Genomic DNA, 24,335 nt, shown 5'->3' with positions numbered 1-24,335 from the left:
GAAGGGGACTGGATTATGAAACATTTAAAAATGATTGTATTAAGTTTGTCCTTATTGCTGGTTTTAGCAGCCTGCGGACAAAATGAGAATGTGATTGAAGAAGAAGATGGTAATAACACAGGGAATGCAGGACTGGAATCAAATGAAACAGAAGTAGAAGAGACCGATGAAAATGACCCTGCAGAAGCAAACAATGAAGAAAATGAAAACAACCTTGCCGGTAATAATGATAATGCCGATAACAACAATGAAAATAACGTCACTTCAAACGAAGCTAATGAAGAAACTGCTGAGGAAGAAGTAGGTAATGCGGGCAATACGAACGAGGATATTAACGAAGAAGCGAATGAAGAAGGAACAGCTGAAGACGAAGACGGTGTCGTTGATCCGGTGACACTTTACTTTTCCGACGACCAGCTGTTAAATAATTACCGGGAAAAAACTGATCTTTCCGTCAGCGCGGATGAGCCTGGAGCTATGGAAGCCATGGACTTATGGACAGCAGGTCCGTCACATGACGACTTGTATACTTTATTACCTGAGGGTACCGCCGTTGAACATATTAATTTTCAGGGTGATACAGCCCACATTTCTTTTTCTGAAGAGATTACAGAAGCAAACCTCGGTTCAAGCGGCGAATTAATGCTTATTGAACAAATTGCTATGATGATGGAGCAATTTGGTTATGACCAGACTAAAATTCTTATTTCCGGAGAAGAAGTAGACGACTTTCTTGGTCATGCCGATCTCACCGAACCTGTCTCAGCAGGAAATCCTGAAGACTTCGAGTGGATTGAATAATAGAAGAAGAGGCCGGGACAAAAGAATATTAACCATAAAGAAAGCCGAACAAATCTTATGATTTTTGTTCGGCTTTTCGCTTTTACTGCAAAAGAAGCGGAACTAAGAATAAAGGCAGTGATTTCAGGCCGCCATACGGACGCTTGCCCAGGGGCTTGTCTTCAGCTAAAAAATGATGAGGTTCAAAAATCACGAGACGCCTGTAAGAAAAGCATCTTCTGAAGATCCCGCAGGCGCTTTTTGCCGAGGAGCTGAAGAGATGCCTGCGGCAAGCGGGTGCATTTATGAACCTCAACTCATGGTCTATTGTGAATTCATTGTTCGGTTATACTGGATTTAATTTAGTTATGTCCCGGCCTCTTTAATTGGCTGGATTTCCTATTTTTTCAAATAATAAAAAAAGTGCAACTCAAGCGTCTGTCTATTATAATTAAGTTGGATTTAAAACACTGGGAGGAATGTTCAATGTTAGAAAGCACCCCGCGAACTGTGATGCACTGTTATCCTGGATTAATTGCCCTCGTCACAGCTAAAAATGATGAAACACAAAATATTATGGCTGCAGGGTGGCACTCATACATATCGTATGACCCGCCTATTTATGGGGTAGCTGTTGCAAAAGAGCGTTTTACACATCATCTCATTAAAGAAAGCGGCAAATTTGCCATTAACTTTGTGCCTGCGGAATACGCTCATTTTATTGAAGCGTCAGGTAAAAAGTCCGGTTCTGACGGAGACAAATTTACTAAGCTGATGGCAAAGTGGAAAAAAGGCGAAGCTACCGGGGCGCCAATCCTGGAAAACGCCTATGTAGCCTACGAGTGTGAAGTAATGGATATTAATACTTACGGTGATCACGACTGGATAGTTGGAAAAATTACATTGTTTCATCAGGACAAAGAAAGGTTTGATGAGAATGGCTTGCCTGATTTCAGCAAACTTCAGCTCCCTTTGTTCCTGGGCCAGTCCAAATACTTAATTGCCGACAAAGCAACGACTATGAAAGAGATCCATTTGGATAAATAAATCATCAAAAAAATCTGTTGTGCTTATGGTCACAACAGATTTCTTTTATTTTTTATAAGGCGTAAGCTGTTAAACGTTACAAGAAGCGTGGCTCCCATATCTGCAAGAATCGCAATCCATAAGGTGAGCATACCAAATGGGACAAGTAATAGGGCCATCACTTTTAAACCAATCGAAAAAGCGATATTCTGTTTAATAATCTGAAGTGTTTTCCTGCTTAAATATACTAAATAAGGCAGTTTATGAAGTTCATCCCCCATAAGTGCAATATCTGCTGTTTCCAGGGCGGTATCAGTCCCTCCGCCTCCCATAGCTATGCCTAGATCAGCCTGAGCCATTGCTGGCGCGTCATTTATGCCGTCGCCTACCATCGCTACTATTTTCCCCTCTTCTTTCAATTCCTTAATTTTGTTTAATTTCTCATGAGGTAAAAGCCCCGCCTCCACTTTTGTAACTCCCGCTTCTTTTCCTACTGCTTCTGCAGTGAACGGCTGGTCTCCTGTAAGCATAATGATCTGCTTTATGCCAAGCTGCTTTAATTTTTTCAAGGAATCTCCGGCTTCTTTCCTGACATCATCCCGTAATGCTGCCAGACCGAGTAACCGGTCCGGCTTTCCTGCCAGGATGACCGTCTTTCCCTGTTTTTCCAGATCTTCCACCTGCCTTTTCACCGCAGGTAAAAAAATGTCCTGGTAATACTTATCAACATATGAAGGGTTACTTAAATAAATAAACTCTCCGTTAACTTTAGCTGATACGCCTCTTCCAGTGATGGTTTCCGCTTCGCGGACCTCGAAGCCAAGACCTTCACAGCCAGACGACGCCGCATACGCTGCAAGGGTTTTAGCCAAAGGGTGTGTCGAGTGTTTCTCAAGGCTGTAAATATAATTCAGCAAATCAGAACGGGAAACGGGATCAAAAGGAATCACATCAGTGACTTCAGGAAAGCCTTTTGTCAGTGTCCCTGTCTTATCAAATGCTAGGCTGTTTATTCGTCCTGCCTCTTCTAAATACACTCCGCCTTTAATAAGGACGCCTTGTCTGGCACTATTCCCAATCGCCGTAACGATCGCCACAGGGGTCGAAATAACCAGCGCACACGGGCAGCCAACCACAAGAGTAGCCAGACCTAAATAAATCCACTGCTCCCATGGAGCACCTGCCAGAAGAGGCGGCCCTGTCATCACCATAAAAGCCAAAAGCATAATTGCCGGAGTGTAATAAGCCGCAAACCGGTCTATAAACTGCTGTGCCGGTGCTTTCTCCCCTTGCGCTTCTTCTACGAGATGAATGATTTTAGCAAGGGTAGTATCTTTCACCAGTTTAGTAACTTCAGCTGTCAGCACCCCTTCTTTATTTAACGTTCCTGCAAATAAACTGTCGCCTTGCTCTTTGCCTGCAGGGATGCTTTCACCTGTAATAGCAGCTTCATTAACTGTAGAATAACCATCAGTAACTACTCCGTCCAACGGTATTTTTTCTCCCGGACGAATGATGATTCTTTCCCCTACGCCGACATCTTCCACAGGTACAGACATTTCGCTCCCATGACGGCTAACTATGGCTTCTTTAGGGCTCTTGTGAATGAGAGAGCGGATCGATCGTCTCGCTCTGTCCATTGAGTAACTTTCGAGGGCTTCACTTATTGCAAAGAGGACGACTACTAGCGCTCCCTCTCCCCACTCGCCAATAATCGCAGCCCCAATAATAGCGATTGTCATTAATGTTTTCATATCAAAAATTAAACGGGTAAGATTTTTAAAACCCTGCCAAAACATAGCATAGCCGCCGATAACCATACTTGATAAAAATAATAAGATCGTTAACCCGTGCGCTTCCCCATATAATAAGTGACTGATCCAGCCGGCTGTTACGAGTAAAGCGGCTGCCCCTACCCTGAGCCACTTTGTTTTCCGCCAGACAGGCAGGTCATTTGACCCGTCATTGCCCTGATGGACTTTCAGGTTTTCAAATGCCCCTGCTTTTTCGATTTCTGAAACCGTGACTTCCCCTACCACAGTCAGTTTTTCTGCAGCAAAATTTACTTTAGCCTCCTGAACACCAGGGAGGGCTTCCACATTCTGCTCGAACCGAGCAGCACAGTTTGCTCATGTAAACCCTGAAATTTTGTAAACGTGTTTATTACTCATTTATTTTGCCTTCTTTCATATGCTCTGACGCCACTTCAATAAGCTCCTGGACATGGTGGTCATCAAGCCTGTAAAAAGCAAGCTTTCCCTCTTTTCTGTATTTAACCAACCCATGTTTCTTCAGTATACGCAAATGATGGGAAGCTGTTGCTACGGAGCTGCCAAGTATATTGGCAACATCACACACGCAAAGCTCTTCTTCTTTCGAAAGCGCATAAGCCGCCTTCAGCCTCGTCTCATCCCCCAGAACTTTAAAAATTAGACTGGTGCCACGAATTATTTCTTTGTCCATATGTTTTTTTAATCGTGTGACTTTTTCCGGATCATAACAATAGACATCACAAGTATCCTTAGCCATCTAACCGCCTCCTCTGCAGGTATGCCTTATATTCAAACGGTTGTTTGAATATAGTGTACTTTATCAAAGGGGAATATTCAAATAAATATTTGAATATTAGGGAAATCAGGGGCTCTGCGGTCTTTTTTCCGAATGTTTTTCAGGCCGAGGGTTTTAAGGTAAAATAGACTCAGATTTAAATGTTGAAGGAGCTAATGATTATGAACAGACCGGGCCCCTATATAAATAATGTACTTCTTACTAATAAAAACCCTGTGGTCCAGAGCGTTATCGAAAAAAACACCCGTTATTACATCGGTCAATGGCAAAAATATAAAAATCCCGGTGTATACAGCGGCTGGAACTGGCCCGCTTTTTTCTTTACTCCGTTCTGGCTTGCCTATCGTCATATGTATGTCTGGGTCACGGTTTTTTTCCTGCTCTATTTATCAGGGATAGCCGTGGTCGCCTTCTTGCCTGCCATGACTTATTACGGGGTAATTCCTGAGTATTCTTTACCTGTGTGGCAAATGGTCTATCCTGTAATGATCAATGTGTTTTTCGGTTTAAAAGGAAATGCTTTATACGGAAAACGTACAGCAAAACTCGTGCAATGGAAAGAAGGAAATCTTGATAAACCTATGGCTCCTTTGTTTACTAAAACGGGAAGCTCCTGGCTGAGTGCTTTTGTTACCCCGGCAATCGTATGGCTTCTCCTGTTTGTGCCGTATCAGACAGTAGATTCCTGGGTTTACAACCCGCCTTTGGATTATGGAGTTTACGTCTATTCAGACGACGAACCTTCTCCTCAAGGTGTTTTGGATGTTGAAAGAACTCCGTCATTTGAAAAATACTCTGCCAGAATTAATTTCCTTTATTACGGGAACGAACCTGTAGATAACCGCCGTTTCGAGGTGCTGGTTTTTTACAAAGAAGAAGAGGAGGATAACGGCTGGACATTGGAGCGGGAACGGACGTATACCTTTTTCGCATCTGACCGTGTCTCGCTCGATTTGATTGATGCTGAAGACCCGGCCGCCAAAACAGGAGAGTACCGTCTTGAAATCCACATAGATGACAGCCTGGAAGCTGAGGAGGAGTTTACAATCACTCCTCCCCGGTAAATACGTGCCAATTATTTGGCGGCGGCAAATGAAAGCGTGATGCCTATTTGGAAAGGTGGTCTTTTTGCCTTTTCGTACGGCCTGCAGGCCGCTCGGGCATTTGCGGGCCTCTCTTTTTACCTTTTCCTCTGGCCTGCACACCGCTCGGGCATTTGCCGGCCCGGCCCATACGCTCTACGGCTGACAAACCTGAATAGCCGAAGAACTATTACAATCAATTCATTTTATTAGCTGACTTTTGTGCCGTTTGGTACTTCTTCGTCCAAATTTAACAGCACCACGTCTCCCTTTTCAGGCACTCCGCCCATGACCAGTACTTCCGAAGAATAACCGGCGATTTTCATGGGAGGAAAATTAACCACGGCCATGACCTGACGCCCCATAAGGTCTTTTGGCTCGTAACGTTTTGTTATTTGGGCACTCGACTGTTTTATTCCTATCTCTTCACCGAAGTCTATTCTTAATTTAATAGCAGGGACTCTTGCTTCCGGAAAAGGCTCAGCTTCCACGACTGTCCCAATTCTCATATCAATTTTTTGAAAATCATCAATTGTCGCCATGATGTCACCTCATTTAATAATAGATTTGTTACTTGCTTCATATATCAGTCTTCCTTTACCCCCTATTTAAACACAATATCTCAAATAGTGACGGTTATTCCACGAATTGTTTCATGCTATAGACAAATGGGGTAAATATATTTATCATGACAAGTGGCATTCTTTTTATAGCCAGTTAATTAACAATACGGGAGGAGGCCATCCGCTTCGGATGCCATCACTATGAAAAATTACGAATACGAAACGAAAAAACCTAATATTGTCTTTTATATTTCTGCTCCATTAGTTGCCTTGTTTGTACTTTGGGGTGCTGTAGGGCCAGCTTCTTTAGCTGCTGTTTCAGAAAGGGCTTTAGCCTTTACTTTAGACAACTTCGGCTGGTTTTATATGCTTTCTACTGCCTTTTTTATTGCATTTGTACTTTTTCTAGCTGTGAGTCCTTTCGGAAAACTAAAACTTGGCAAGCCACACGAAAAACCTGAATATAAGTTCTACACGTGGCTCGGAATGCTTTTTTCCGCAGGAATTGGTGTAGGTTTTGTCTTCTGGGGAGTAGCGGAACCAGTTCTGTATTTCTTTGATCCCCATCCGGATTATGTGGGCGCTCCCGATGGCGTAAGAGCTGCTGCAGGCCTTCGTTACGGTGTTTTCCATTGGGCAATGCACCCTTGGGCAATTTTCTCATTAGTTGCTCTTACATTAGCATATGTACAGTTTAGAAAAGGTCAGCCGGCTCTAATCAGTTCAGCTTTTCAGCCGATTTTAGGTGATAAAGCATACGGGCCGTTCGGAAAAGGGATCGACACTTTAGCCGTCCTTGCGACGTCCACAGGGGTTGCCACAACTTTCGGCCTTAGCGCCTTGCAAATCTCGGGCGGCCTTTCTTACTTAGTTGACGGCATTCCTAATAACTGGGGAACACAGTTAACTATTATTGCTGTTATTACTGTTTTATTTATTTTTTCCGCAGCTACAGGCGTCAATAAAGGAATTAAGATATTAAGTACGATTAACCTTTCAATAGGAACCGTTTTACTGCTTTTCGTCATTATTGCGGGGCCGACGTTATTAATTGCTCAGAACTTTGTAACCACCATCGGCGATTATATGACGAACGTCGTTCAGATGAGTTTTGATTTAAATCCATTCGGTGACGGAGAATGGCTCGGCAACAATACTATTTTCTTCTGGGCGTGGCATATTTCCTGGGCACCTTTCATGGGCATATTTATTGCCCGTATTTCCAGGGGCCGGACAATCCGGGAGTTTGTAGCGGGCGTACTTATTGTGCCGTCTGTGTTAGCCGCCCTGTGGTTTACCGCTTTTGGCGGAACTGCACTGGATATGATTCTAGGCGGAAACGAACAGATCGGAAACCTTGTAATGGAAAACGTGGAAGTTGCCCTGTTTGCTACTTTAGGGAATTTACCGTTCAGTCTAATAATGAGTATCCTTGCCGTCATACTCATCATCATTTTCTTTATTACTTCAGCCGATTCAGCTTCTTACGTGTTAGGAGCTATGACTAGTGCCGGAAGCTTGAGCCCTAAACTAAGCATCAAAGTCATTTGGGGATTCCTGATTGCCGGTACAGCCAGTGTCCTGCTGATCAGCGGTGGTCTGGAGGGACTTCAGACTGCTTCCATTGTCGCTGCTCTTCCGTTTGCCATAATAATGGTTGTCATGCTGTTTTCTCTACTGATTATGATGGGGAAAGATTTGCGCGCAGACAAGTTACGTTCAACTAAACGTGAGCGGAAGAAAGTTAAAGAAGAAGTTTACGGCGGCATGAAAGAAAACATTTATGAAGACTTTAAAGAAGAAGCTTATGATGAAATGAAAGATGAAGTTTATAAACAAATGAAGGGCGAAGTCTATGATGACTTTAAAGACAACGCCCAGGACACTATCAAAGGCGAAGTCTACGAGCAAGTAAAAGATGATGTTTACGATGATTTTAAAGAAGAAGCTTACGATGAAATTAAAGACGAAGTGTACGAACAGGTGAAAGATGAAGTATACGATGACTTCAAAGAAGAAGCTTACAAAGATATAAAAGACGAAGTATATGAACAAGTCAAAGACGAAGTTTATGATGATATTAAGGAAGAAGTGTACGAAGAATTTAAACAAAAGATTTACGAAGATTTACGTGACGACATCGGCGATCAGCTCCAAGGCGACTTAGAAGCCAAAGAAAAGAACGAGCCGAAACGCAAGAGAAAGTGGAGAAAGAAATAAGAGTTATTGAGCTGAGACAAAAGAATAGTAACATAAAGAAAGCCGAACAAAATTTTCGAATTTTGTTCGGCTTTTCTTTTTTAGAAATTGAGTGATTTCAGTCCGCCAGACGGACGCTTGCCCTGGGGCTTGTCTTTAGTTTTGTCACGGCCTCATTTTAAAATAATGTCATTAATGCCATACCTGCTAAAAAAGCTGCTATGCTTCCTCCGATGGTTAACCCAATATAGAGAGCGGCCTCAGGCCACTTCTTTTTCTGGAGCAGGGCAGAAGTTTCAACACTGAAAGTAGAAAATGTCGTAAATGCGCCGAAAAATCCAATACCAACTAACAGAAAAAGCGGATCATCATAAGCCAGCATAGGCACTTCATTGTAGATAAATCCAAAAAACAGCCCCAGACCTAAAGAGCCTGTTAAATTAACGAAGAGCATGGCAGTAGGGATCTTTTTCTGCGGCATTCTGCCTTTAATCCACAGACCGAGCAAGTATCTCCCCACTGCTCCGGTTCCTCCGCCAAGAGCCACCAGAAAAACATTCAAGCCCCCTCACCTGCTTCCCTTTTCTTTTGTCCGGCATATTGGCCTAAAGCCATGCCGGCTATAGCGAGCGTAACCCCGCCTGTCAAAGATATAATCAGGTAAAGGCCTGCCATAAATAAAGAACCTCCTTCTGTAAGAAAAAGAGTGTCTGCTGCAAGCGTGGACATTGTCGTGAAACCTCCGCAGAATCCGACACCAAGTCCTTCTTTTACAACGGTGGGAACCACTTTTACAAGCACCCACCCTGTAAGAAAACCAAGCAAAAAGCTCCCTGCGAGATTTTCTATTATGGTGCCTAAAGGAAAAAGGAGGGTCATTGTCTGTAAGTTAATCACATACCTCAATAAGGTACCTGCCGCACCCCCGGCAAAAACAGCGGCTATTACGAGAAGCTGACTCTTCATCTGTACCACCTTATTTATAAAATTTATGTATAACTTTCACTCAGCTGAATCCATTGCTGACTTTCTATTTTATCAGATTTTATTAGCTAAAACGATTTAAATTCAAAAGGCACTTGGTGTATTAAAGGAGGTTTCTAAGCCCCCTTTAATTGGGAGGCTCACTAGTGAGGTGCTTTTTCTGTTTATCATCCAATTAGCAGCTTCGGCTCTTACTGAGCGCCCCGTTTCCGCGTAAGCACTTAAAAAGGGGTTGTCCCCAAAAGTCCGGCTTTTGGAACAACCCCTTGTTTTTTATACAAACTATTATCCGTCCATTTCTTCTTTCATTTTATCTGAGTAACCGAATAACCATGTAAGTGTGAAAGCCACTCCGATAGCTATAACGTTTGTAATCAGGTATAAAATCAGGCTTGGGATTTCATAAATATAAAGAAGCGTTCCCGGTATAACGGTAATTGCCATCCCTGAACCTTGAAGGTTGAAGAGTGCCGCAAAGAAACCGCCGGCTGCCCCTCCGATGAGACCCATAACAAATGGCTTGATATAACGTAAGTTAACACCAAAGATCGCAGGTTCTGTAATCCCTAAAAATGCAGAGATAGAAGAAGGAACTGCCAATGCCTTAAGCTTTCCTGAAGCTGTTTTCAAACCAACGGCGAGCGCCGCACCACCTTGAGCCGCAATTCCCGCTGTAATAAGTGCGTTAAACGGATTTAAACCGTCTTCAGCAAGAAGCTGGATTTCAAACAGGTGGAAAATATGATGGACACCTGTAATAACGATAACCTGGTGAAGACCACCGACTATCAGGCCGCTTAACCCTAACGGCAATTCAAGAGCGACAGACGTTCCTGCCATAATCACATTTTCTACAACCGAGAAAATAGGACCGATTAAGAATAAAGCACCTGTAATCATAATAAGTAACGTTAAGAATGGTGTAAGGATTAAATCAAGTGCTTCCGGCACACGCTGTCTTAGCCATTTTTCCAGTTTAGCACCAAGGAAACCTGCAATAAACGCTGGTAATACGGATCCCTGATAGCCAATAACGGGTATGAACCCTAAGAAATAAAGTGGATCTGCATCCCCCGCACCTACTGCATAAGCGTTAGGAAGCACCGGGTTAACAAGCATTAAGCCCAGGACAATACCAATGACAGGGCTTCCTCCGAATACCCTGAACGCCGACCAGGCAATTAATGCCGGTAAAAATGCAAAAGCTGTGTCTGTTAATACTTCAGTGTACAGGATAAAATTTTCCGGGATCGCTTCAGGAGACGTACCGAATAAAGCGAGAATGTCTTCCTGGGTTACAAGACCGCGAAGTCCCATAAACAAACCCGTCGCAACTAAAACAGGAATAATTGGAACAAAAATGTCACCAAACGTACGCAGAAGTCTCTGGAACTGGTTACCCTGCTTTTTCGTTTCCTGTTTTTGTTCTGATTTAGTAGACTCCGGCGCACCCAAAGCAATTACCTGTTCATGGATCCGGTTTACTGTGCCCGTTCCAAAAATCACCTGGAATTGCCCAGCGGTATAAAACGCGCCTTTCACTTTGTCCAGGTCTTCTACTTTTTTCTGGTCAATTTTTTCTTTGTCTCTAACCATGATACGCAATCTTGTAGCACAATGGGCAACAGAGTCAATGTTCTCTAATCCGCCAACAGCTTCAATAAGTTCTTCTGCTATTTTCCGATTTTCATCTGCCATCATAAAACTCTCCTTTCATTCTTTTACATTATGCCCTGACTGATAAAAGCCATACAATGAGTTCAAATAATGTGTAATCGATTCCATAACGTGTAAAAAATAAGAAAATCGTTATGTAATCGATTCCACCACCTATAATAAACTATCCCTTATTATAAGTCCATAGCTCATCGACAATTTTCTTGTCATTTCTGTGATATTTTTAATGTGCTCGATCATTAACTTTGCTGTTTCTGTTCCCGCTTTTTCATTATAATAATCCACTGTCGACAAAGAAGGAGTGACATATTTCGACAAGTCTGAAGCTCCTATACCCATTACCGACATTTCTTCCGGAATTTTTATACCTTTTTTCTTTAAAGCTTGCATCGCTCCAATTGCCAGCCTGTCAGTTACGGCAAAAATAGCAGTAGGTGCTTGTGTGGAATCAGCCAGCATACTTAACATAGCTTTTTCTCCCGATTCAATATCAAATACCCCTTTTTGAACCCACGCTGGATCAACATTCAATCGCGCTTTTTCCATAGCATCAAAATAGGCTTTTTTCCTCTCATAGCCTACCGCTCTGTCAGTTTCATCTACACCGATAAAACCGATACGTTTATGGCCGCGTTTAATAAACAGCGAGGTCACATCAAATGCTGCGTGGTAATCATCATATAAAACAGAGGACACTCCTGGCACATCCTGCCCCAAAGCTACGACCGGAACATTAACATCCTTAATCGTTTGAATCAATCTCTCCTCAATATTTGTAGCTACGAGGATAATTCCATCTACCCGTCTGCTTTGTAGAAGCTTAAAGTGCTCAATTTCTTTGTCTGTATCTAAATTGGCATTTGCAAGTAAAATATGATAGCCGTGATTGCTTAACTCCCTGTCAATCCCGTCCACTACCCGGCTTGAAGTTTCAGTGCTGATTTTAGGAAGAATGACTCCAATTACTTTTGACTTTTTCGTTCTGAGTGACTTTGCCTGTTCACTTGGAACGTAGCCTGTCTCATTTATAACTTCCACTACTCTCTGTTTAGCTTTTTCACTGACATAACCCGAATTATTGAGCACCCGTGACACTGTGGTGCGGGAAACGCCTGATAATTTAGCTATATCATTTATTGTTACCAATATAACTCACCTCTCATTTACATATCACTACTACTATGGGTAATTCATCCATTTTTTTCAATAGTTTTAACGTCCTGCTTTTTAAGGGCAATAACTGGCTTTTTTCTTAAAAAGGGGAAAATTTACTTACTCAGATACTAATATAATATAACAGGTGGTGAAAATATTTCTATACATCACACCCTAACAAGGCCTGCCTTTAGTTTTGCCCTTAATTAGTAAGGGAAAGGAGCTGCAAGCAATATCAGTTTTGAAAGTGGTATAATTATTTTAGAAGAGACGTGGTGTTATCAACATACCCGGGAAAAGATAATATGAGACGAGGGAATTTTTTACAGACAGGGGGATCCAGACTAGGAAGGAGCGATTGGATGATAAAAACAATTCAGGAGCAGGATGGCTGGGTAAAAGTACAATTAGAAGGTGAAATCTATTTTGAAGAGGCTTCCATTATAAGAGAGAAACTGATTAAGTATGCAGAATCGGGCTGTGTTTATTTTGATTTCGATTTTTCAAACGTTACGTCACTGGACAGCAGCGGATTGGGAGTTTTGACAGCTATTTACAAACGGGCAGCCCAGCATAACGGACGAGTTAAAATATCGAATCCTCAAGGACCGGTAAAAGAGATCTTTGAGTTTACTAAACTGGACAGCCTCTTTGAAGTTGAGGAAAACTAAAATGAAAAGTTTGGAATGCCACGGAATTATAAAAACCTGCTCCTCTGGGGAGCAGGTTATATGAGTGTTAGTTTTATAAAACTAAATTATAGTTTAACTACGTTAGAAGCTTGTGGTCCACGGTTACCTTCGACGATTTCGAATTCAACCTCTTGACCTTCTTCTAGAGTTTTGAAACCTTCAGATTGGATAGCAGAGAAGTGTACGAATACATCGTCGCCATCTTCGCGCTCGATGAAACCAAAACCTTTTTCTGAATTAAACCATTTTACTTTGCCTGTCATATTAACGGCCTCCTTAAATTAAATCTTTGAATACCGTAAAAACCTTTCATGCCTTACCAAAATTACTTTTTCGAGGCCGAAAATTGTTTTCCGAAATTCAAATCAGTTACTGTTAAACCATATCACATAATACTCTTGAAAGCAAGGATCAGCAAAATATTTATTCCAAAACCTTTCCATATTAAGAGTCTGGACGCAGCTCAACCTTCTGAATTTTACTGTGGCGGTACTCTTCTAAACCTCCATTATCAGCTGATTCATCTCCCTGCAAATAGAAGCTGGCTGATAAATGGATGTCATAAGTACCGGGTTCAACCTCAATTTCAACCGGCTCACCTTCTCTTTCGCCTCCATTTTCCAAAGTCGTCTGCTGAGTAAGGTCTGCCTCTGTTTCTTCGTATTCATAGAGGACCTCATCACCATGTTCTATCCTGTCAATCCACGCAAGACTGCTGCCGTAATTAAAGGTAATGTCGTCATCACCTTCATACACCAGCATAGGGGTTGCTGTCAGCTTACCGCCCGCATACACAGGATCAAGCGTTAATTCGACATCTTCATGTGACGGGGCATCACTGCAGGATTGAAAAGTAATAGCTGTCAAACTCATTAAAAACAAAGCAATCAGTTTCATTTAAAACACCTACTAGAAAAATAAAATTGGAAACTCTCCCCTATTTTACTATAAAAATTATAATATTTGGGCTTTATGTATGAAAAACGCCCTGCAGGATGCAGAACGTTTATATATCTCTTGTAATTTGTGATAACGCTTCTTTATCGGCTATGACAGTCAGATCCTGATGGTTTTGCAAGATTGTCGCAGGTGTCTGTTCGGTTACTTCACCTTCAATCATTTTTTTCACAGCTTCCGCTTTATCTTTACCAGAGGCAAGCAGCAGAATACTTCTGCTTTCTATAATCGTTCCAATTCCCATGGTAATGGCTTTACGCGGAACTTTATTTTTGTCTGTAAAATATCTTGCATTCGCCTCAATCGTGGAAGGCGCCAAATCGACTACTGCTGTTCTTCCTGAAAATGAGCTGCCGGGTTCATTAAAGCCGATGTGGCCGTTCTGACCGATTCCGAGCAGCTGCAAATCAACTCCTCCCAAATCTTTTATCAGCTTTTCATATCTGGTGCATTCTGCTTCACTGTCTTCTGCATCACCATGAGGCAAATGTGTCTGGCTTCGGGGGATCTGAATGTGTTTGAACAACTCGTCTTCCATATATTGATGATAGCTGTTAGGGTCCTCATCTGAAAGACCCACATATTCATCAAGATTCACCGTATGAAGGGCAGAAAGAGAGAGATTCTTATCGTTGATATGTTTGATTAAACGTTTGTATAAACCGACTGGAGTGCCTCCTGTAGCTAAACCGAGCACTTTTACTTCCCCTCTTACGAGCCTTTCAAAAATGAACCGGGCAGCCTTTTCACTCATATCGTTATAATTTTCGGCTTTAATAACTTTCATTCCGCTCACTCTCCTCGATCAAAAACCTTATTTCCACCAATGTAAGTCTGCACAACTTCTAAATCAGAAGTTACTATACTAAAGTCAGCATCTTTTCCTTCCTTAATACTTCCCTTCCTGTCCTGGATCCCCAGCTGCCGGGCAGGATTAATGGTTGCCATTTGTACTGCTTCCTCAAACGAACATTCAGTAAAAGCCATCATGTTTTTTATCGCTTCGTTCATTTTTATAATACTTCCTGCCAATGTGCCGTCTTCAAGGACTGCCCGGTCACCTTCCACATGGACTGTCTGTCCCCCTAACGTAAACTTCCCTTCCTGTAAGCCTTTGGCTCTCATGGCATCAGTAATCAGGATGATACGTTCCGGCCCCTTATTCTTATAAGCGAGCTTCACCATAGGAGCTGAGATATGAATCCCGTCCACAATCATTTCCGTCACTAATTCCTCATGAAGCAGCGCTCCGCCCGCAACTCCTAGATCGCGATGGTGAGCTCCCCTCATTCCGTTAAAGAGGTGAGTGACATGGCTGACTCCCCGGCCAACAGCTGTCCGTACTTCTTCATAAGACGCGTCTGAATGCCCAATAGACGGAATAACTTTCTGACCCATCAATTCCTTTACGAGTTCGCCATTTTCATCTTCTTCCGGGGCCATTGTCACAAGCTTAATGTTTCCTCCCGAAGCCTCCTGGAACCTTTGAAACAGCTGGGTGTCTGCCGGACAAATATGCTGAAGGGGCTGTGCTCCTGCACGTTTTTCGGATATAAACGGCCCTTCGAGGTGTACCCCCAGTACTTCAGCCCCTGAATTCAGGTTCTGTTCCTCTATTACTGTGCGCACGGACTCCAGCGCCTTTATTTTTTCTTCGGCCGATTGGGTTATGGTCGTTGCCAGGAAAGCTGTTGTTCCTTCTTCTGGAAGAGCCTTTTTCATAGTATAAACCGCTCCCGCTGTCCCATCCATAATATCTGCGCCGTCTGCTCCGTGGATATGAATGTCAATAAACCCGGGCACAATACTGACTGGTTCAGCAAATACCACTTCTTCATCAATCTGCTCCGTTGTATTACCTCCACTTTCTTTCAAAGAGAATACTTTTCCGTTTTCTATTTCTATAATGGGGTTACCTATAGTTTTGCTTTCGCCGTATAGTCTGGCATTTTGAAAATGATACCGTTTCATACTTCTCCCCCTTCATTTGCAATACCTTCCGTTTTAAAGCATTGGTATTCTGTCCTTATATTGTTTTATCAGTTTAGCATTATGCTCATCGGCTCCATCAAGGTTTCCGCTTAAAAATACGGGCGCCTTTACGCCTCTTTCACCGAGGATACCGATGGTTTCTGCAATAATGCTGTTTATAATACACGCGCCAGTAACAGTTGAGGTCGGCGCAAAAGGCACATCAACTCCCGGGTGGCTGAGAACCGCATCCCCTTTGACACTCAGGTTGTCAATTGTTATATCTGCTACTTCATATAATCTCTTTCCAGACTGGTGTCTGGACTCCTGGCTTGATGAATAGGTAATAGACGTTAATGCCGCTACACAGGCCCCATGTTTTTTAGCATAAATCGCCGTCTCAACCGGCACTGCATTTCTGCCTGATGTAGAAGAAACGATTACCAGATCCTGCTTTCCAATCTCCAGTTCCTTCACAAACTCTGCCGCATAGTCATTGGACCTTTCAAACATAGAAGATCGCACAGCCCCCCTGTGAAGCATTATATTCTCTTCTAGAATCGGCTTTACCGGCACGAGCCCGCCTGCCCTGTAAAACACTTCCTCCCCGAATATATGGGAGTGTCCTGCCCCGAAAAGCTGAATAATGCCATTATTCTCTATAGAATCCGCAGCTTTTACAGCCACTTCTTTTAAAAGGTGGCGCTGCTCATTTTTAATTTGATCAAGCAATTCCTGAACTTTTGAAAAATATTCGTCAATCATTCCTGTCCCCCCTCACGATATTCTGGTTAAAATTATACTATAGTTATGTTTAGTTGTCTATACCAGTGGTGTGTTATAAAAGCCCCCCTATTTCGTCATAAGGAGGCTTTATAATTTAAGCAATAATAGATTTAATAAGGTGCTTTTCTATGAAATCAGCCAGACCGTCCTCTTCCTGCTTGAGTGTGACGAAGTCTGCTGCTTTTTTAATCTCTTTAGAAGCATTCCCCATCGCTATTCCCGTACCCGCAGCTTTCAGCATTTGTATATCGTTTGGTCCGTGGCCAATGGCAGCGGCCTCTTCTTTTCTTATATTATACTTATTTAGCAGGTATTCAATTGCAGACCACTTTGATACTCCCTTTTGCACAATCTCAAACCCGTCTCTCCAGCGAATGACTTCTCCGTTCTTTTCAAAATAATGGGCAAAAGGTGCACCTGAAATCCCGCTTATTACACTGTACTTCATCACATTTTCAGGTTTGACGTATTTTAAGTCTCCAACATAGACTGGATTTTTACGGCTTTCTTCAACCCATCTTTCAACTGTAGAGTCCATCTTCTTGCAGTACATCCCTTCAGGTGTATGCATAATAACATTGAACGGTTCAGTAGAAGTAAGGTTATATAATAGATGCTGATCTACTTTTACTGAACGGATCAGAAGAGGATCAAGCGTAAACCAGTCATACACCGCCGCTCCATTTAAACAAATCATCGGTGTTTTTAATCCTAATTCCTGGTGATATGGAAAGGTGATATCCATTTGTCTCCCTGTAGCAAGAAATACTTCAATGTCCTGTTTTAACAATAATTGAATAGCTTCATAATTTCTCTTCGAGATTTTGTTATCTTTATTAAGCAGAGTACCGTCCATATCAATAAAAACTGCCCTAATATTCATTCCCATTCCTCCCAATATAACTAATTGTATTATTATTGTAGCCTCCCTCTATTAACCTTGTTTTGATCATTTGTTTCATTTTTGTTGAGTTCGTTAAGGTGTTGTAAAGATTAGGAAATGATATAAAAACGCCGGTAATTTCAATAAAATTTGAAGAACTGCAGGCAACGCCTGCAGTGTTATCACCGACTCTTCTGAAGATCCATTATGGTGAAGCATCGACAAGTCAAATTAATTCGTGAAGACAAGCGCCGGTAAAGGTCTGTCTGCATGATGAAAGCCTCAGAATCTATTAAAAAAGAACCCACTTAAAAGTGGATTCTTACCTGCCCTCAGATAACTATTTTCTTTAAACACGAAGATAAATAATTTGCCACTCCCGAATCACCGCAAGAGGCGGTTGTTTTGTCAGCGGCGTTTTTTACTTGCTCAGGCGCATTCTCCACTGCTACACCTGTCCCGGCCACTTCGAGTAACTCGAGATCATTATAGTAGTTTCCGAAACTGACGATATCTCCAAGTTTAATATCCAGCATTTTACTCAGCTTTTTCAAACCTTCTCCTTTATTTACTGCTTTTCTATGAATGTCGATTCCCTGTTCTCCTCCGGCAACTATATACCACCCGGGAAATTGCTGTTCCAGGTTCGACCATACCGAAGGAACATCGGATGCAGGCATAGCAAGGGCCATTTTTACGATTGGCTGATTAACTTCTGCGAGATTGCTGTGTATGGAAAGGTCGAAAACTTCCGGAAAGTATTTTTCGTATATTGGGACGAATTGTTTTTCTATAAGAATTTTTTCTTTAGTAAGGATATGAAAATAGATGTCTCTTTTTTGGCAAAACATCATAGCTTCAGAAAGTTCCCCAGATTCAAACGTTTGATAGTGTAAATACGTGTTTTTTACAGGATCATAAATTGAAGCCCCGTTATGAGTAATAATTGGCTGAATAATATCCAGTTCTTCAATGATCCATTGACAGGTTCTTGGGTCACGACCTGTAGCAAGCGTCAGGTCCATTCCCTGCTGTCTAATTTCATTCACCATCTGTTTTGTTTCCTGTGTTATATGTCCTTCGTTATTAAGTAATGTGCCGTCCACATCCGTTACAAATAACTTAACTGTCACAAAATCGCTCCTTTACTATTCCATCGCTTTTAAAGTTGCCATATCGGCTCTGTCTTTAAGAAACCTGGTTACAAGTTCAGCGAGAAGAATCATTCCGAAAATTACAAGAGTAATTCCTAAGACTTCGTCGTATGCCATGACCCGGGAGGCTCTGACCAGTTCCCAGCCAATTCCGCCTGCACCTACCACTCCGAGCACAGCAGCATACCTGATATTAATATCAAACCGGAAAATCGACCAAGAAATAAAGATACTCATGATACTTGGAATAATCCCCTGCATGACAACTTGAAATTGTGAGGCCCCTGTTGCTTTTAAAGCATCTATGATACCTGTGTCTATTTCTTCAATTGCTTCGGCGTACACTTTCATGAGCATTCCTATACTATTGACTGCTAAAGCGAGAATTCCTGGTGTCGGTCCTAATCCAATCGCTACAATAAACAGTAATGCCCATATTAAAGCGGGGACAGCCCTGACAAATGCTGCAAAGGCTTTAACAGCATAACTGATGCTGATATGAGGAGATACATTTTTTGCCGCAAACATGGCAAGGACGATCGAAAAAACAACGCCCCATAAAGTCCCCATAACGGCGACTTGAAGAGACTCAACTGCTGCTCCGGCAACATCAATAGGTTCAGAAATGGTAGGCGGAACCATCCCTTTCAGCAGATTTTCCACACGTGAAAATGCCTGGAAAATCCTTTCATCCAGAATTCCTACTTGCAGGAGACTGAAAATAAAAAATATGATAAACAAGCCAACATATATTTGTTTTGTCATTTTGTTTTTCTTATCAATATAAGGCCTCATAGTAAACGCTCCCTTATTTTAGCTGTGGTATACTCCACAATAAGAATTAGAGCAAATATCATTAAAATTCCGACACTTGCCTGCTGGTACTGAAACAAGTTTATGTTTCCCTGCAGTGTATAACCAATCCCGCCAGCTCCAATCAGGCCGAGTACGGCTGCTTCACGGATATTTAAATCCATTTTATACAAAGACCACGCAACAAAACCTGTCTTAAACTGGGGCCAGACTCCCTGCCCCATTGTCTGGAACCAGGAGGCTCCAGTGGCTTTCACCGCATCTACTTGCCCCTGGTCTATTTCTTCCAGAACATCTGCAAATGCTTTTCCTAAAATCCCGATCCCGGACAGTCCTAACGCTAACGTTCCTGCCAACGGCCCAAGACCAAAAGCCACCACGAGTGTAATCCCCCATATTAAAGCAGGAATTGCCCTCAGGAAGGCGATAATTGCACGGCTTGTAAAAGCTATTACAGGATGAAAAGACGTATTTTTGGCTGCCATAAAGCCAAAAAAGATAGAAAATATCACCGAAATGACCATTCCTACTAAACTCATATAGACCGTTTGAAGGGCGGGCTGCAAGTATCTTCCAAAAGCCGAAAAATCAGGGGGAAGCAAATCCGTAAATATAAATGCGGCCATATTTGCAGTCCCTGTATATATAATTGCAATGCTGAAATTTGTTCCAGTCCATGCCCACGTTACGAGTGCAGCGATGATGGCCCATAATACCAGCCTGTTTTTTAAAATCACCTTTTTCCTGCGCTGAAGGTCTTTATACATATCAAGTACTTTATTCTCTTCAACAGGAGTATCAATTTGTTTTGCCAGCGAACTCATGTGATCCCTCCTTTATTTTGAATAATAAAGATAATTTGTAATACCTTCAGTAAGTTCTTTAGGAGATCCGTCGAACACGACTTCCCCTGCTTTAATTCCAATAATCCTATGAGCAAATTTCTTAGCAAAATCAACCTGATGCAGATTGACGATCGAGGTTAGCCCGTCTTCCTGGCACACATTTTTTAAGTAGGTCATCACATTCTCTGATGAAGAAGGATCAAGGCTGGCAATTGGCTCATCTGCCAAGAGAAGAGATGGCGTCTGAGCAATAGCCTGGGCAATTCCTACCCTCTGTTGCTGGCCTCCCGAAAGTTCATCTGCTCTCTTAAATGCCTGATCTTCCAGGCCCACCCGGCGGAGAATTTCCAGTGCCTGCCGAGTATCTTCTTCAGAAAAACGCCCTAACCCCCCTTTTAAAGAAGGCAAATAGCCAAGGCGTCCGTGAAGAACATTCTGATAAGTAGGCGACCGTTTAATTAAATTAAAGTGCTGGAATACCATTCCAATTCGCCTGCGGATCTGCCTGAGCTGCTTTCCTCTTGCTTTAAGTACATTTTCCCCTTCAAATACAATCTGTCCTTCTGTCGGTTTATTGAGCATATTTAACGAACGCATAAACGTACTTTTGCCTGCTCCACTGGGGCCAATAATCGAAACTAATTCCCCTTTTTTTATTGTTAAGGTCACATTTTTTAAAGCCTGGGTACCGTCAGGGAACTCCATGCTTAAATCTTTCGTTTCCAAAACCACTTCTGACATTTCCCATCTCCTCTTTCCTCATATATTAATAACGACAGGAAGGGGAGAGATACACTTGGTATCTCTCCTGCCCCTATGATTGCTTCTTAAAAACTTATTCCAGCAGCTCTTCCGGGCTCATTCCAAGAGCGTCTGCTGTTTCCTGAACAACGTTATAGGTGTCATGGTCAATCTCGAAATAACCGCCGAGATAGCCGTTAACTTCAAGAAATTCAGCGCCTTTTTCGTCCTGGTCCATTTCTAAAAACGCCTGGGTTACTGTTTCTTTAAACGAATCCGGTAGATCTCCCTGGATTACGTACGGACCTCCAGGAATCGGTTCAGACTCATGAAATACTTTCAACTGATCAAAATTCTCGTGGTCTTCTACCCGGTCGAATACTCTTTCAATACATGTACTGCAGACCCCAGCAGTTTTTACGTCACCATTTAATACTGAATACAAGGACGCTTCATGGCTTCCTGAGAACACCACATCTGATGGGAATTCGTCTACATTATCCAACGTTAAACCAATTTCGTTAATCAGCATGGCTTTTGGAAAGAGGTGCCCGGAAGTTGAAGCCGGATCAGCATATGCAAGAGAGTTTCCTTCAATGTCTTCCAGACTGTCAATTCCATGTTCCTCTAAAGTAATCATCTGGGCGTAGTAAAAGATATCATCAAGTGTCCCGCCTTCATCATTAACCGGAATGGCAAATGCTTCGCCATTTGCTCTTTGGTTTGCTACCAGATAGGAGAAAGGCCCAAATGTTGACGCATGCAGATGCCCATTAGCCATTGCTTCAATCAAGGCCGTGTAGTTTGTTGCATTGTAAATTTCCACATCCATCTCTAAATACTCTTCAAGATACTCAACCATAGGATCAAATCGCTTAGCAAGTTCTGCCTGGTCTTCTGTCGGAAGAAGGCCAAAAATAAATGTGTCAGGCCAGTCTTCGCGGTCGCCTGCCTCTCCATTGTCTTTATTTGACGCCTCACTGCTGTTCTCATTCGCAGAAGCCCCGGCCGCTGCCTCTTCAGCTGAATTATCGGCATTGTTTTCACCGCAAGCTGTAACTACCACTAATGTTAATGCTGTCATAAGACTGAAAATCCATTTCGTCATTCTTTCTTCTCCTCCCGCTGCTAAAAAAATATTTTTGCTACAAGTTAAATACTAGAGTAAGTTTTTTAAGCTATTTTTGAGTAAACGTATGACTTTTGTGAATATTTTAGGTGTTTTGTAAATTTATAGGTTATCTTGTAAATATGTATGTACAACTGTTCATAAAGTCTTTCATTTTAAGTTGTTCTGCTTTTATAAAAATAATAGTAAACAAAAGAAATTGCGACTATAGAAAAGTATTTAGCTGATGATTGACGCTTACATTGGATTTTTCAATTTATTAAAAATCTGCTAAAATGCCTTTGTTCTCGTCGGACCGGGCTTATTACGGAGAAGCCCTTTTTTTATGGGATTATTAAAACAGAAAGAGGTGCAAACGTGATAAACATTGAAAAATTGAAAAAAGAATGGTTTGGTAACGTTAAGGGGGATACACTGTCAGGAATAGTGGTGGCTCTTGCTCTTATCCCTGAAGCGATCGCTTTTTCAATTATTGCAGGGGTGGATCCTATGGTAGGGCTGTATGCGGCATTTTGTATCGCCGTAGTGATTGCTTTTATTGGCGGCAGACCGGGAATGATCTCAGGGGCTACTGGTGCAATGGCTCTGCTGATGATCACACTTGTGGCTGATCACGGGCTTGAATACTTATTAGCCGCTACAATCTTAACAGGTATCATTCAGTTATTATTCGGCGTGTTTAAGCTGGCCAGCTTTATGAAGTTTGTTCCGCGGTCAGTTATGATCGGTTTCGTTAACGCTCTTGCCATTCTAATCTTTACGTCCCAGTTGCAGCATTTTGTCGGAGAAACGTGGGTCATGTATGCTTTAGTAGCTCTTACGTTAGCTATTATTTACATACTCCCACGTTTTTCGAAGGCCGTTCCTTCCACACTCGTGGCAATTATTGTTGTGACAGGATTAGCTATTACTATGAATTTCGGGGTGCGCACCGTAGGAGATATGGGAGCTTTAACACAGGCCCTTCCGGTTTTCGCATTACCTAATATTCCATTAAATTTTGAAACGTTAATGATTATCTTTCCATACTCGCTCGCACTAGCAATTGTAGGCTTGCTTGAATCTTTGCTAACAGCATCTATTGTGGATGATATGACAGATACAGACAGTAACAAAAATAAAGAAAGCCGCGGGCAGGGAATTGCTAACATGGTAACTGGATGTTTCGGCGGTATGGCTGGCTGTGCGATGATCGGCCAATCCGTTATTAACGTTAAATCCGGCGGTTCAGGCCGCTTGTCTTCCCTGGTCGCAGGTGTTTTTCTCATGTTCTTAATTATCGTACTTGGCGGAGTTGTCGTTCAAATACCACTCGCTGCTCTGGCAGGTGTCATGATCATGGTTTCGATCGGCACTTTTGACTGGTCCTCTTTAAGAAATATTCATAAATTTCCGCGAACCGACTCAGCTGTCATGGTAGTGACCGTCGGAACGGTAGTCTATACACACGATTTAGCAAAAGGGGTCCTCGCCGGGGTAGTCCTCAGCGCCATCTTCTTTGCTTGGAAAGTATCGAAAGTCCGGGTGGAAAACTGGCTGAATGACAAAGGGGATGTGAGAACTTACGAAATTCACGGTCAATTGTTCTTCGCTTCTGTCACTGACTTTCTGGACCAGGTGGATTATGAAGAAAACGTGCGTAAAATTATCCTTGATATATCAAACGCTCATTTATGGGATGATTCGGCTATTGGAGCAATCGATAAAATTGAGCATAAACTTCAGCAGCGTGGAGTAAAATTTGAGATTAAAGGTATGAATCAGGAAAGCAGTGAACTAATGAATCGTATCGGCGGCTTGAGCAGAGCCTCCGGACATTAGAATTGGAGGAACTCCATGTTTAAACATTTACTTCTGGCAATTGACGGATCTGACCATTCGATGCGAGCAGCAGAAAAAGCTGTTGAACTTGCCTCTTTACAGGATAACAGCAAAATCGAACTTCTTTATGTCGTCGCTGGTAATAAATCCAAATCAGACGTGCTGCAATATGGCGATTCTGATGCCGCCTCACTTAAACGGAAAGAAATGCTTGTCCCTTTTGTGGAAAAAATTGAACAGGCGGGTGTTAAATATGATACGACGATCCTGCATGGAAGCAGTGGGGCAGCCGAATCCATTATTGAACATGCCAATAAAGGAGCCTATGACGCTCTCGTCATCGGCAGCCGCGGCCTCGGCACTGTCCAGACGATGGTACTTGGTAGCGTCAGCCATAAAGTTATGAAGCACGTTAAAGCTCCCGTACTTATGGTAAAATAGAAAAATCGGGCAGCCTGGATTGAAATGATCCAGGCTGTTTTTTTCTGCTCACTTATAGGAAGTTCCAG

At 42.4% G+C, this 24,335-nt stretch carries 25 protein-coding genes; 7 read left to right on the top strand and 18 right to left on the bottom strand.

Annotated elements, in window-relative coordinates; all coding sequences use genetic code 11:
- Positions 1–15: 15 nt before the first annotated feature.
- A complete protein-coding gene (locus K8O68_RS17125) occupies positions 16–801 on the top strand; it encodes a GerMN domain-containing protein (protein ID WP_230898010.1) in 786 nt (261 codons plus the stop codon).
- Between the two features lie 465 nt (positions 802–1,266).
- Complete coding sequence (locus tag K8O68_RS17120; RefSeq protein ID WP_230898009.1) at positions 1,267–1,827, top strand: flavin reductase family protein; 561 nt, start codon at positions 1,267–1,269, stop codon at positions 1,825–1,827.
- Between the two features lie 29 nt (positions 1,828–1,856).
- Here K8O68_RS17120 and K8O68_RS17115 read toward each other — a convergent pair whose 3' ends face one another.
- Both K8O68_RS17115 and K8O68_RS17110 read right to left on the bottom strand, forming a co-directional pair.
- Positions 1,857–3,977 carry a heavy metal translocating P-type ATPase gene (locus K8O68_RS17115; protein WP_230898008.1) on the bottom strand — a complete coding sequence of 707 codons (2,121 nt, stop codon included), beginning with the start codon at positions 3,975–3,977 and terminating at the stop codon, positions 1,857–1,859.
- The gene (locus K8O68_RS17110) at positions 3,970–4,335 is read right to left on the bottom strand and encodes an ArsR/SmtB family transcription factor (protein WP_230898007.1); all 366 of its coding nucleotides are present in this window, start codon (positions 4,333–4,335) and stop codon (positions 3,970–3,972) included. The genes K8O68_RS17115 and K8O68_RS17110 overlap by 8 nt, the downstream gene beginning before the upstream one ends.
- Positions 4,336–4,535: 200 nt before the next feature.
- On the opposite strand from K8O68_RS17110, the gene K8O68_RS17105 reads away from it, so the two are divergent.
- Complete coding sequence (locus tag K8O68_RS17105; RefSeq protein WP_230898006.1) at positions 4,536–5,438, top strand: DUF2628 domain-containing protein; 903 nt, start codon at positions 4,536–4,538, stop codon at positions 5,436–5,438.
- Between the two features lie 227 nt (positions 5,439–5,665).
- On the opposite strand, the gene csaA is transcribed toward K8O68_RS17105, so the two are convergent.
- The gene (gene csaA, locus K8O68_RS17100) at positions 5,666–5,998 is read right to left on the bottom strand and encodes a chaperone CsaA (RefSeq protein WP_230898005.1); all 333 of its coding nucleotides are present in this window, start codon (positions 5,996–5,998) and stop codon (positions 5,666–5,668) included.
- Between the two features lie 222 nt (positions 5,999–6,220).
- On the opposite strand from csaA, the gene K8O68_RS17095 reads away from it, so the two are divergent.
- The gene (locus K8O68_RS17095) at positions 6,221–8,239 is read left to right on the top strand and encodes a BCCT family transporter (protein ID WP_230898004.1); all 2,019 of its coding nucleotides are present in this window, start codon (positions 6,221–6,223) and stop codon (positions 8,237–8,239) included.
- Between the two features lie 157 nt (positions 8,240–8,396).
- Here the strand turns inward: K8O68_RS17095 and crcB are convergent, their stop codons facing one another.
- The 4 genes from crcB to K8O68_RS17075 form a co-directional block, all read right to left on the bottom strand.
- On the bottom strand, positions 8,397–8,780 hold the full coding sequence (gene crcB, locus K8O68_RS17090) for a fluoride efflux transporter CrcB (protein ID WP_230898003.1): 384 nt from the start codon (positions 8,778–8,780) through the stop codon (positions 8,397–8,399).
- Entirely contained in the window at positions 8,777–9,184 is a 408-nt protein-coding gene (locus K8O68_RS17085; RefSeq protein ID WP_230898002.1) for a fluoride efflux transporter FluC, read from the bottom strand. Before K8O68_RS17085 ends, crcB begins: the two co-directional genes overlap by 4 nt.
- A 303-nt stretch (positions 9,185–9,487) precedes the next feature.
- Positions 9,488–10,900: a sucrose-specific PTS transporter subunit IIBC gene (locus tag K8O68_RS17080; protein WP_230898056.1), complete on the bottom strand. Its 1,413-nt coding sequence runs from the start codon at positions 10,898–10,900 to the stop codon at positions 9,488–9,490.
- A gap of 132 nt (positions 10,901–11,032) precedes the next feature.
- Positions 11,033–12,025: a LacI family DNA-binding transcriptional regulator gene (locus K8O68_RS17075; protein WP_230898001.1), complete on the bottom strand. Its 993-nt coding sequence runs from the start codon at positions 12,023–12,025 to the stop codon at positions 11,033–11,035.
- A gap of 371 nt (positions 12,026–12,396) precedes the next feature.
- Between K8O68_RS17075 and K8O68_RS17070 the strand changes: the two genes are divergently transcribed.
- A complete protein-coding gene (locus tag K8O68_RS17070) occupies positions 12,397–12,705 on the top strand; it encodes an STAS domain-containing protein (protein WP_230898000.1) in 309 nt (102 codons plus the stop codon).
- An 86-nt stretch (positions 12,706–12,791) separates the two neighbouring features.
- Here K8O68_RS17070 and cspD read toward each other — a convergent pair whose 3' ends face one another.
- The 11 genes from cspD to K8O68_RS17015 form a co-directional block, all read right to left on the bottom strand.
- Positions 12,792–12,989, bottom strand: a complete 198-nt coding sequence (cspD, locus tag K8O68_RS17065; RefSeq protein ID WP_230897999.1) for a cold-shock protein CspD — start codon at positions 12,987–12,989, stop codon at positions 12,792–12,794.
- Between the two features lie 181 nt (positions 12,990–13,170).
- Positions 13,171–13,623 (bottom strand): hypothetical protein, encoded by a 453-nt coding sequence (locus tag K8O68_RS17060; RefSeq protein ID WP_230897998.1) that lies wholly within the window; start codon positions 13,621–13,623, stop codon positions 13,171–13,173.
- Positions 13,624–13,732: 109 nt separating this feature from the next.
- Positions 13,733–14,470: a glucosamine-6-phosphate deaminase gene (gene nagB / locus K8O68_RS17055; RefSeq protein WP_230897997.1), complete on the bottom strand. Its 738-nt coding sequence runs from the start codon at positions 14,468–14,470 to the stop codon at positions 13,733–13,735.
- A gap of 5 nt (positions 14,471–14,475) precedes the next feature.
- Entirely contained in the window at positions 14,476–15,654 is a 1,179-nt protein-coding gene (gene nagA, locus K8O68_RS17050; RefSeq protein ID WP_230897996.1) for an N-acetylglucosamine-6-phosphate deacetylase, read from the bottom strand.
- Positions 15,655–15,687: 33 nt separating this feature from the next.
- Positions 15,688–16,419 (bottom strand): SIS domain-containing protein, encoded by a 732-nt coding sequence (locus tag K8O68_RS17045; RefSeq protein WP_230897995.1) that lies wholly within the window; start codon positions 16,417–16,419, stop codon positions 15,688–15,690.
- Between the two features lie 115 nt (positions 16,420–16,534).
- A complete protein-coding gene (locus K8O68_RS17040) occupies positions 16,535–17,323 on the bottom strand; it encodes a Cof-type HAD-IIB family hydrolase (protein ID WP_230897994.1) in 789 nt (262 codons plus the stop codon).
- Between the two features lie 332 nt (positions 17,324–17,655).
- Complete coding sequence (locus K8O68_RS17035; RefSeq protein ID WP_230897993.1) at positions 17,656–18,456, bottom strand: HAD family hydrolase; 801 nt, start codon at positions 18,454–18,456, stop codon at positions 17,656–17,658.
- Between the two features lie 15 nt (positions 18,457–18,471).
- Entirely contained in the window at positions 18,472–19,272 is an 801-nt protein-coding gene (gene phnE / locus K8O68_RS17030) for a phosphonate ABC transporter, permease protein PhnE (protein WP_230897992.1), read from the bottom strand.
- Positions 19,269–20,114 (bottom strand): phosphonate ABC transporter, permease protein PhnE, encoded by an 846-nt coding sequence (gene phnE / locus K8O68_RS17025; RefSeq protein WP_230897991.1) that lies wholly within the window; start codon positions 20,112–20,114, stop codon positions 19,269–19,271. The genes phnE (K8O68_RS17030) and phnE (K8O68_RS17025) overlap by 4 nt, the downstream gene beginning before the upstream one ends.
- 12 nt (positions 20,115–20,126) lie before the next feature.
- A complete protein-coding gene (gene phnC, locus K8O68_RS17020; RefSeq protein ID WP_230897990.1) occupies positions 20,127–20,876 on the bottom strand; it encodes a phosphonate ABC transporter ATP-binding protein in 750 nt (249 codons plus the stop codon).
- 94 nt (positions 20,877–20,970) lie between these two features.
- A complete protein-coding gene (locus K8O68_RS17015; protein WP_230897989.1) occupies positions 20,971–21,984 on the bottom strand; it encodes a phosphate/phosphite/phosphonate ABC transporter substrate-binding protein in 1,014 nt (337 codons plus the stop codon).
- Between the two features lie 381 nt (positions 21,985–22,365).
- Between K8O68_RS17015 and K8O68_RS17010 the strand changes: the two genes are divergently transcribed.
- Together K8O68_RS17010 and K8O68_RS17005 are read left to right on the top strand one after the other, a co-directional pair.
- Positions 22,366–23,826: a SulP family inorganic anion transporter gene (locus K8O68_RS17010; protein WP_230898055.1), complete on the top strand. Its 1,461-nt coding sequence runs from the start codon at positions 22,366–22,368 to the stop codon at positions 23,824–23,826.
- Between the two features lie 15 nt (positions 23,827–23,841).
- The gene (locus tag K8O68_RS17005) at positions 23,842–24,267 is read left to right on the top strand and encodes a universal stress protein (RefSeq protein WP_230897988.1); all 426 of its coding nucleotides are present in this window, start codon (positions 23,842–23,844) and stop codon (positions 24,265–24,267) included.
- The last annotated feature ends 68 nt before the right edge of the window (positions 24,268–24,335 follow it).

Origin of the sequence: Salipaludibacillus sp. CUR1 (genome assembly GCF_021028955.1) — a bacterium.
In the GTDB taxonomy this organism is placed as follows: Bacteria; Bacillota; Bacilli; order Bacillales; family Salisediminibacteriaceae; genus Salipaludibacillus.
The sequence above is the reverse complement of the archived record's forward strand: the minus strand, read 5'-3'. Positions and strand labels throughout refer to the sequence as shown.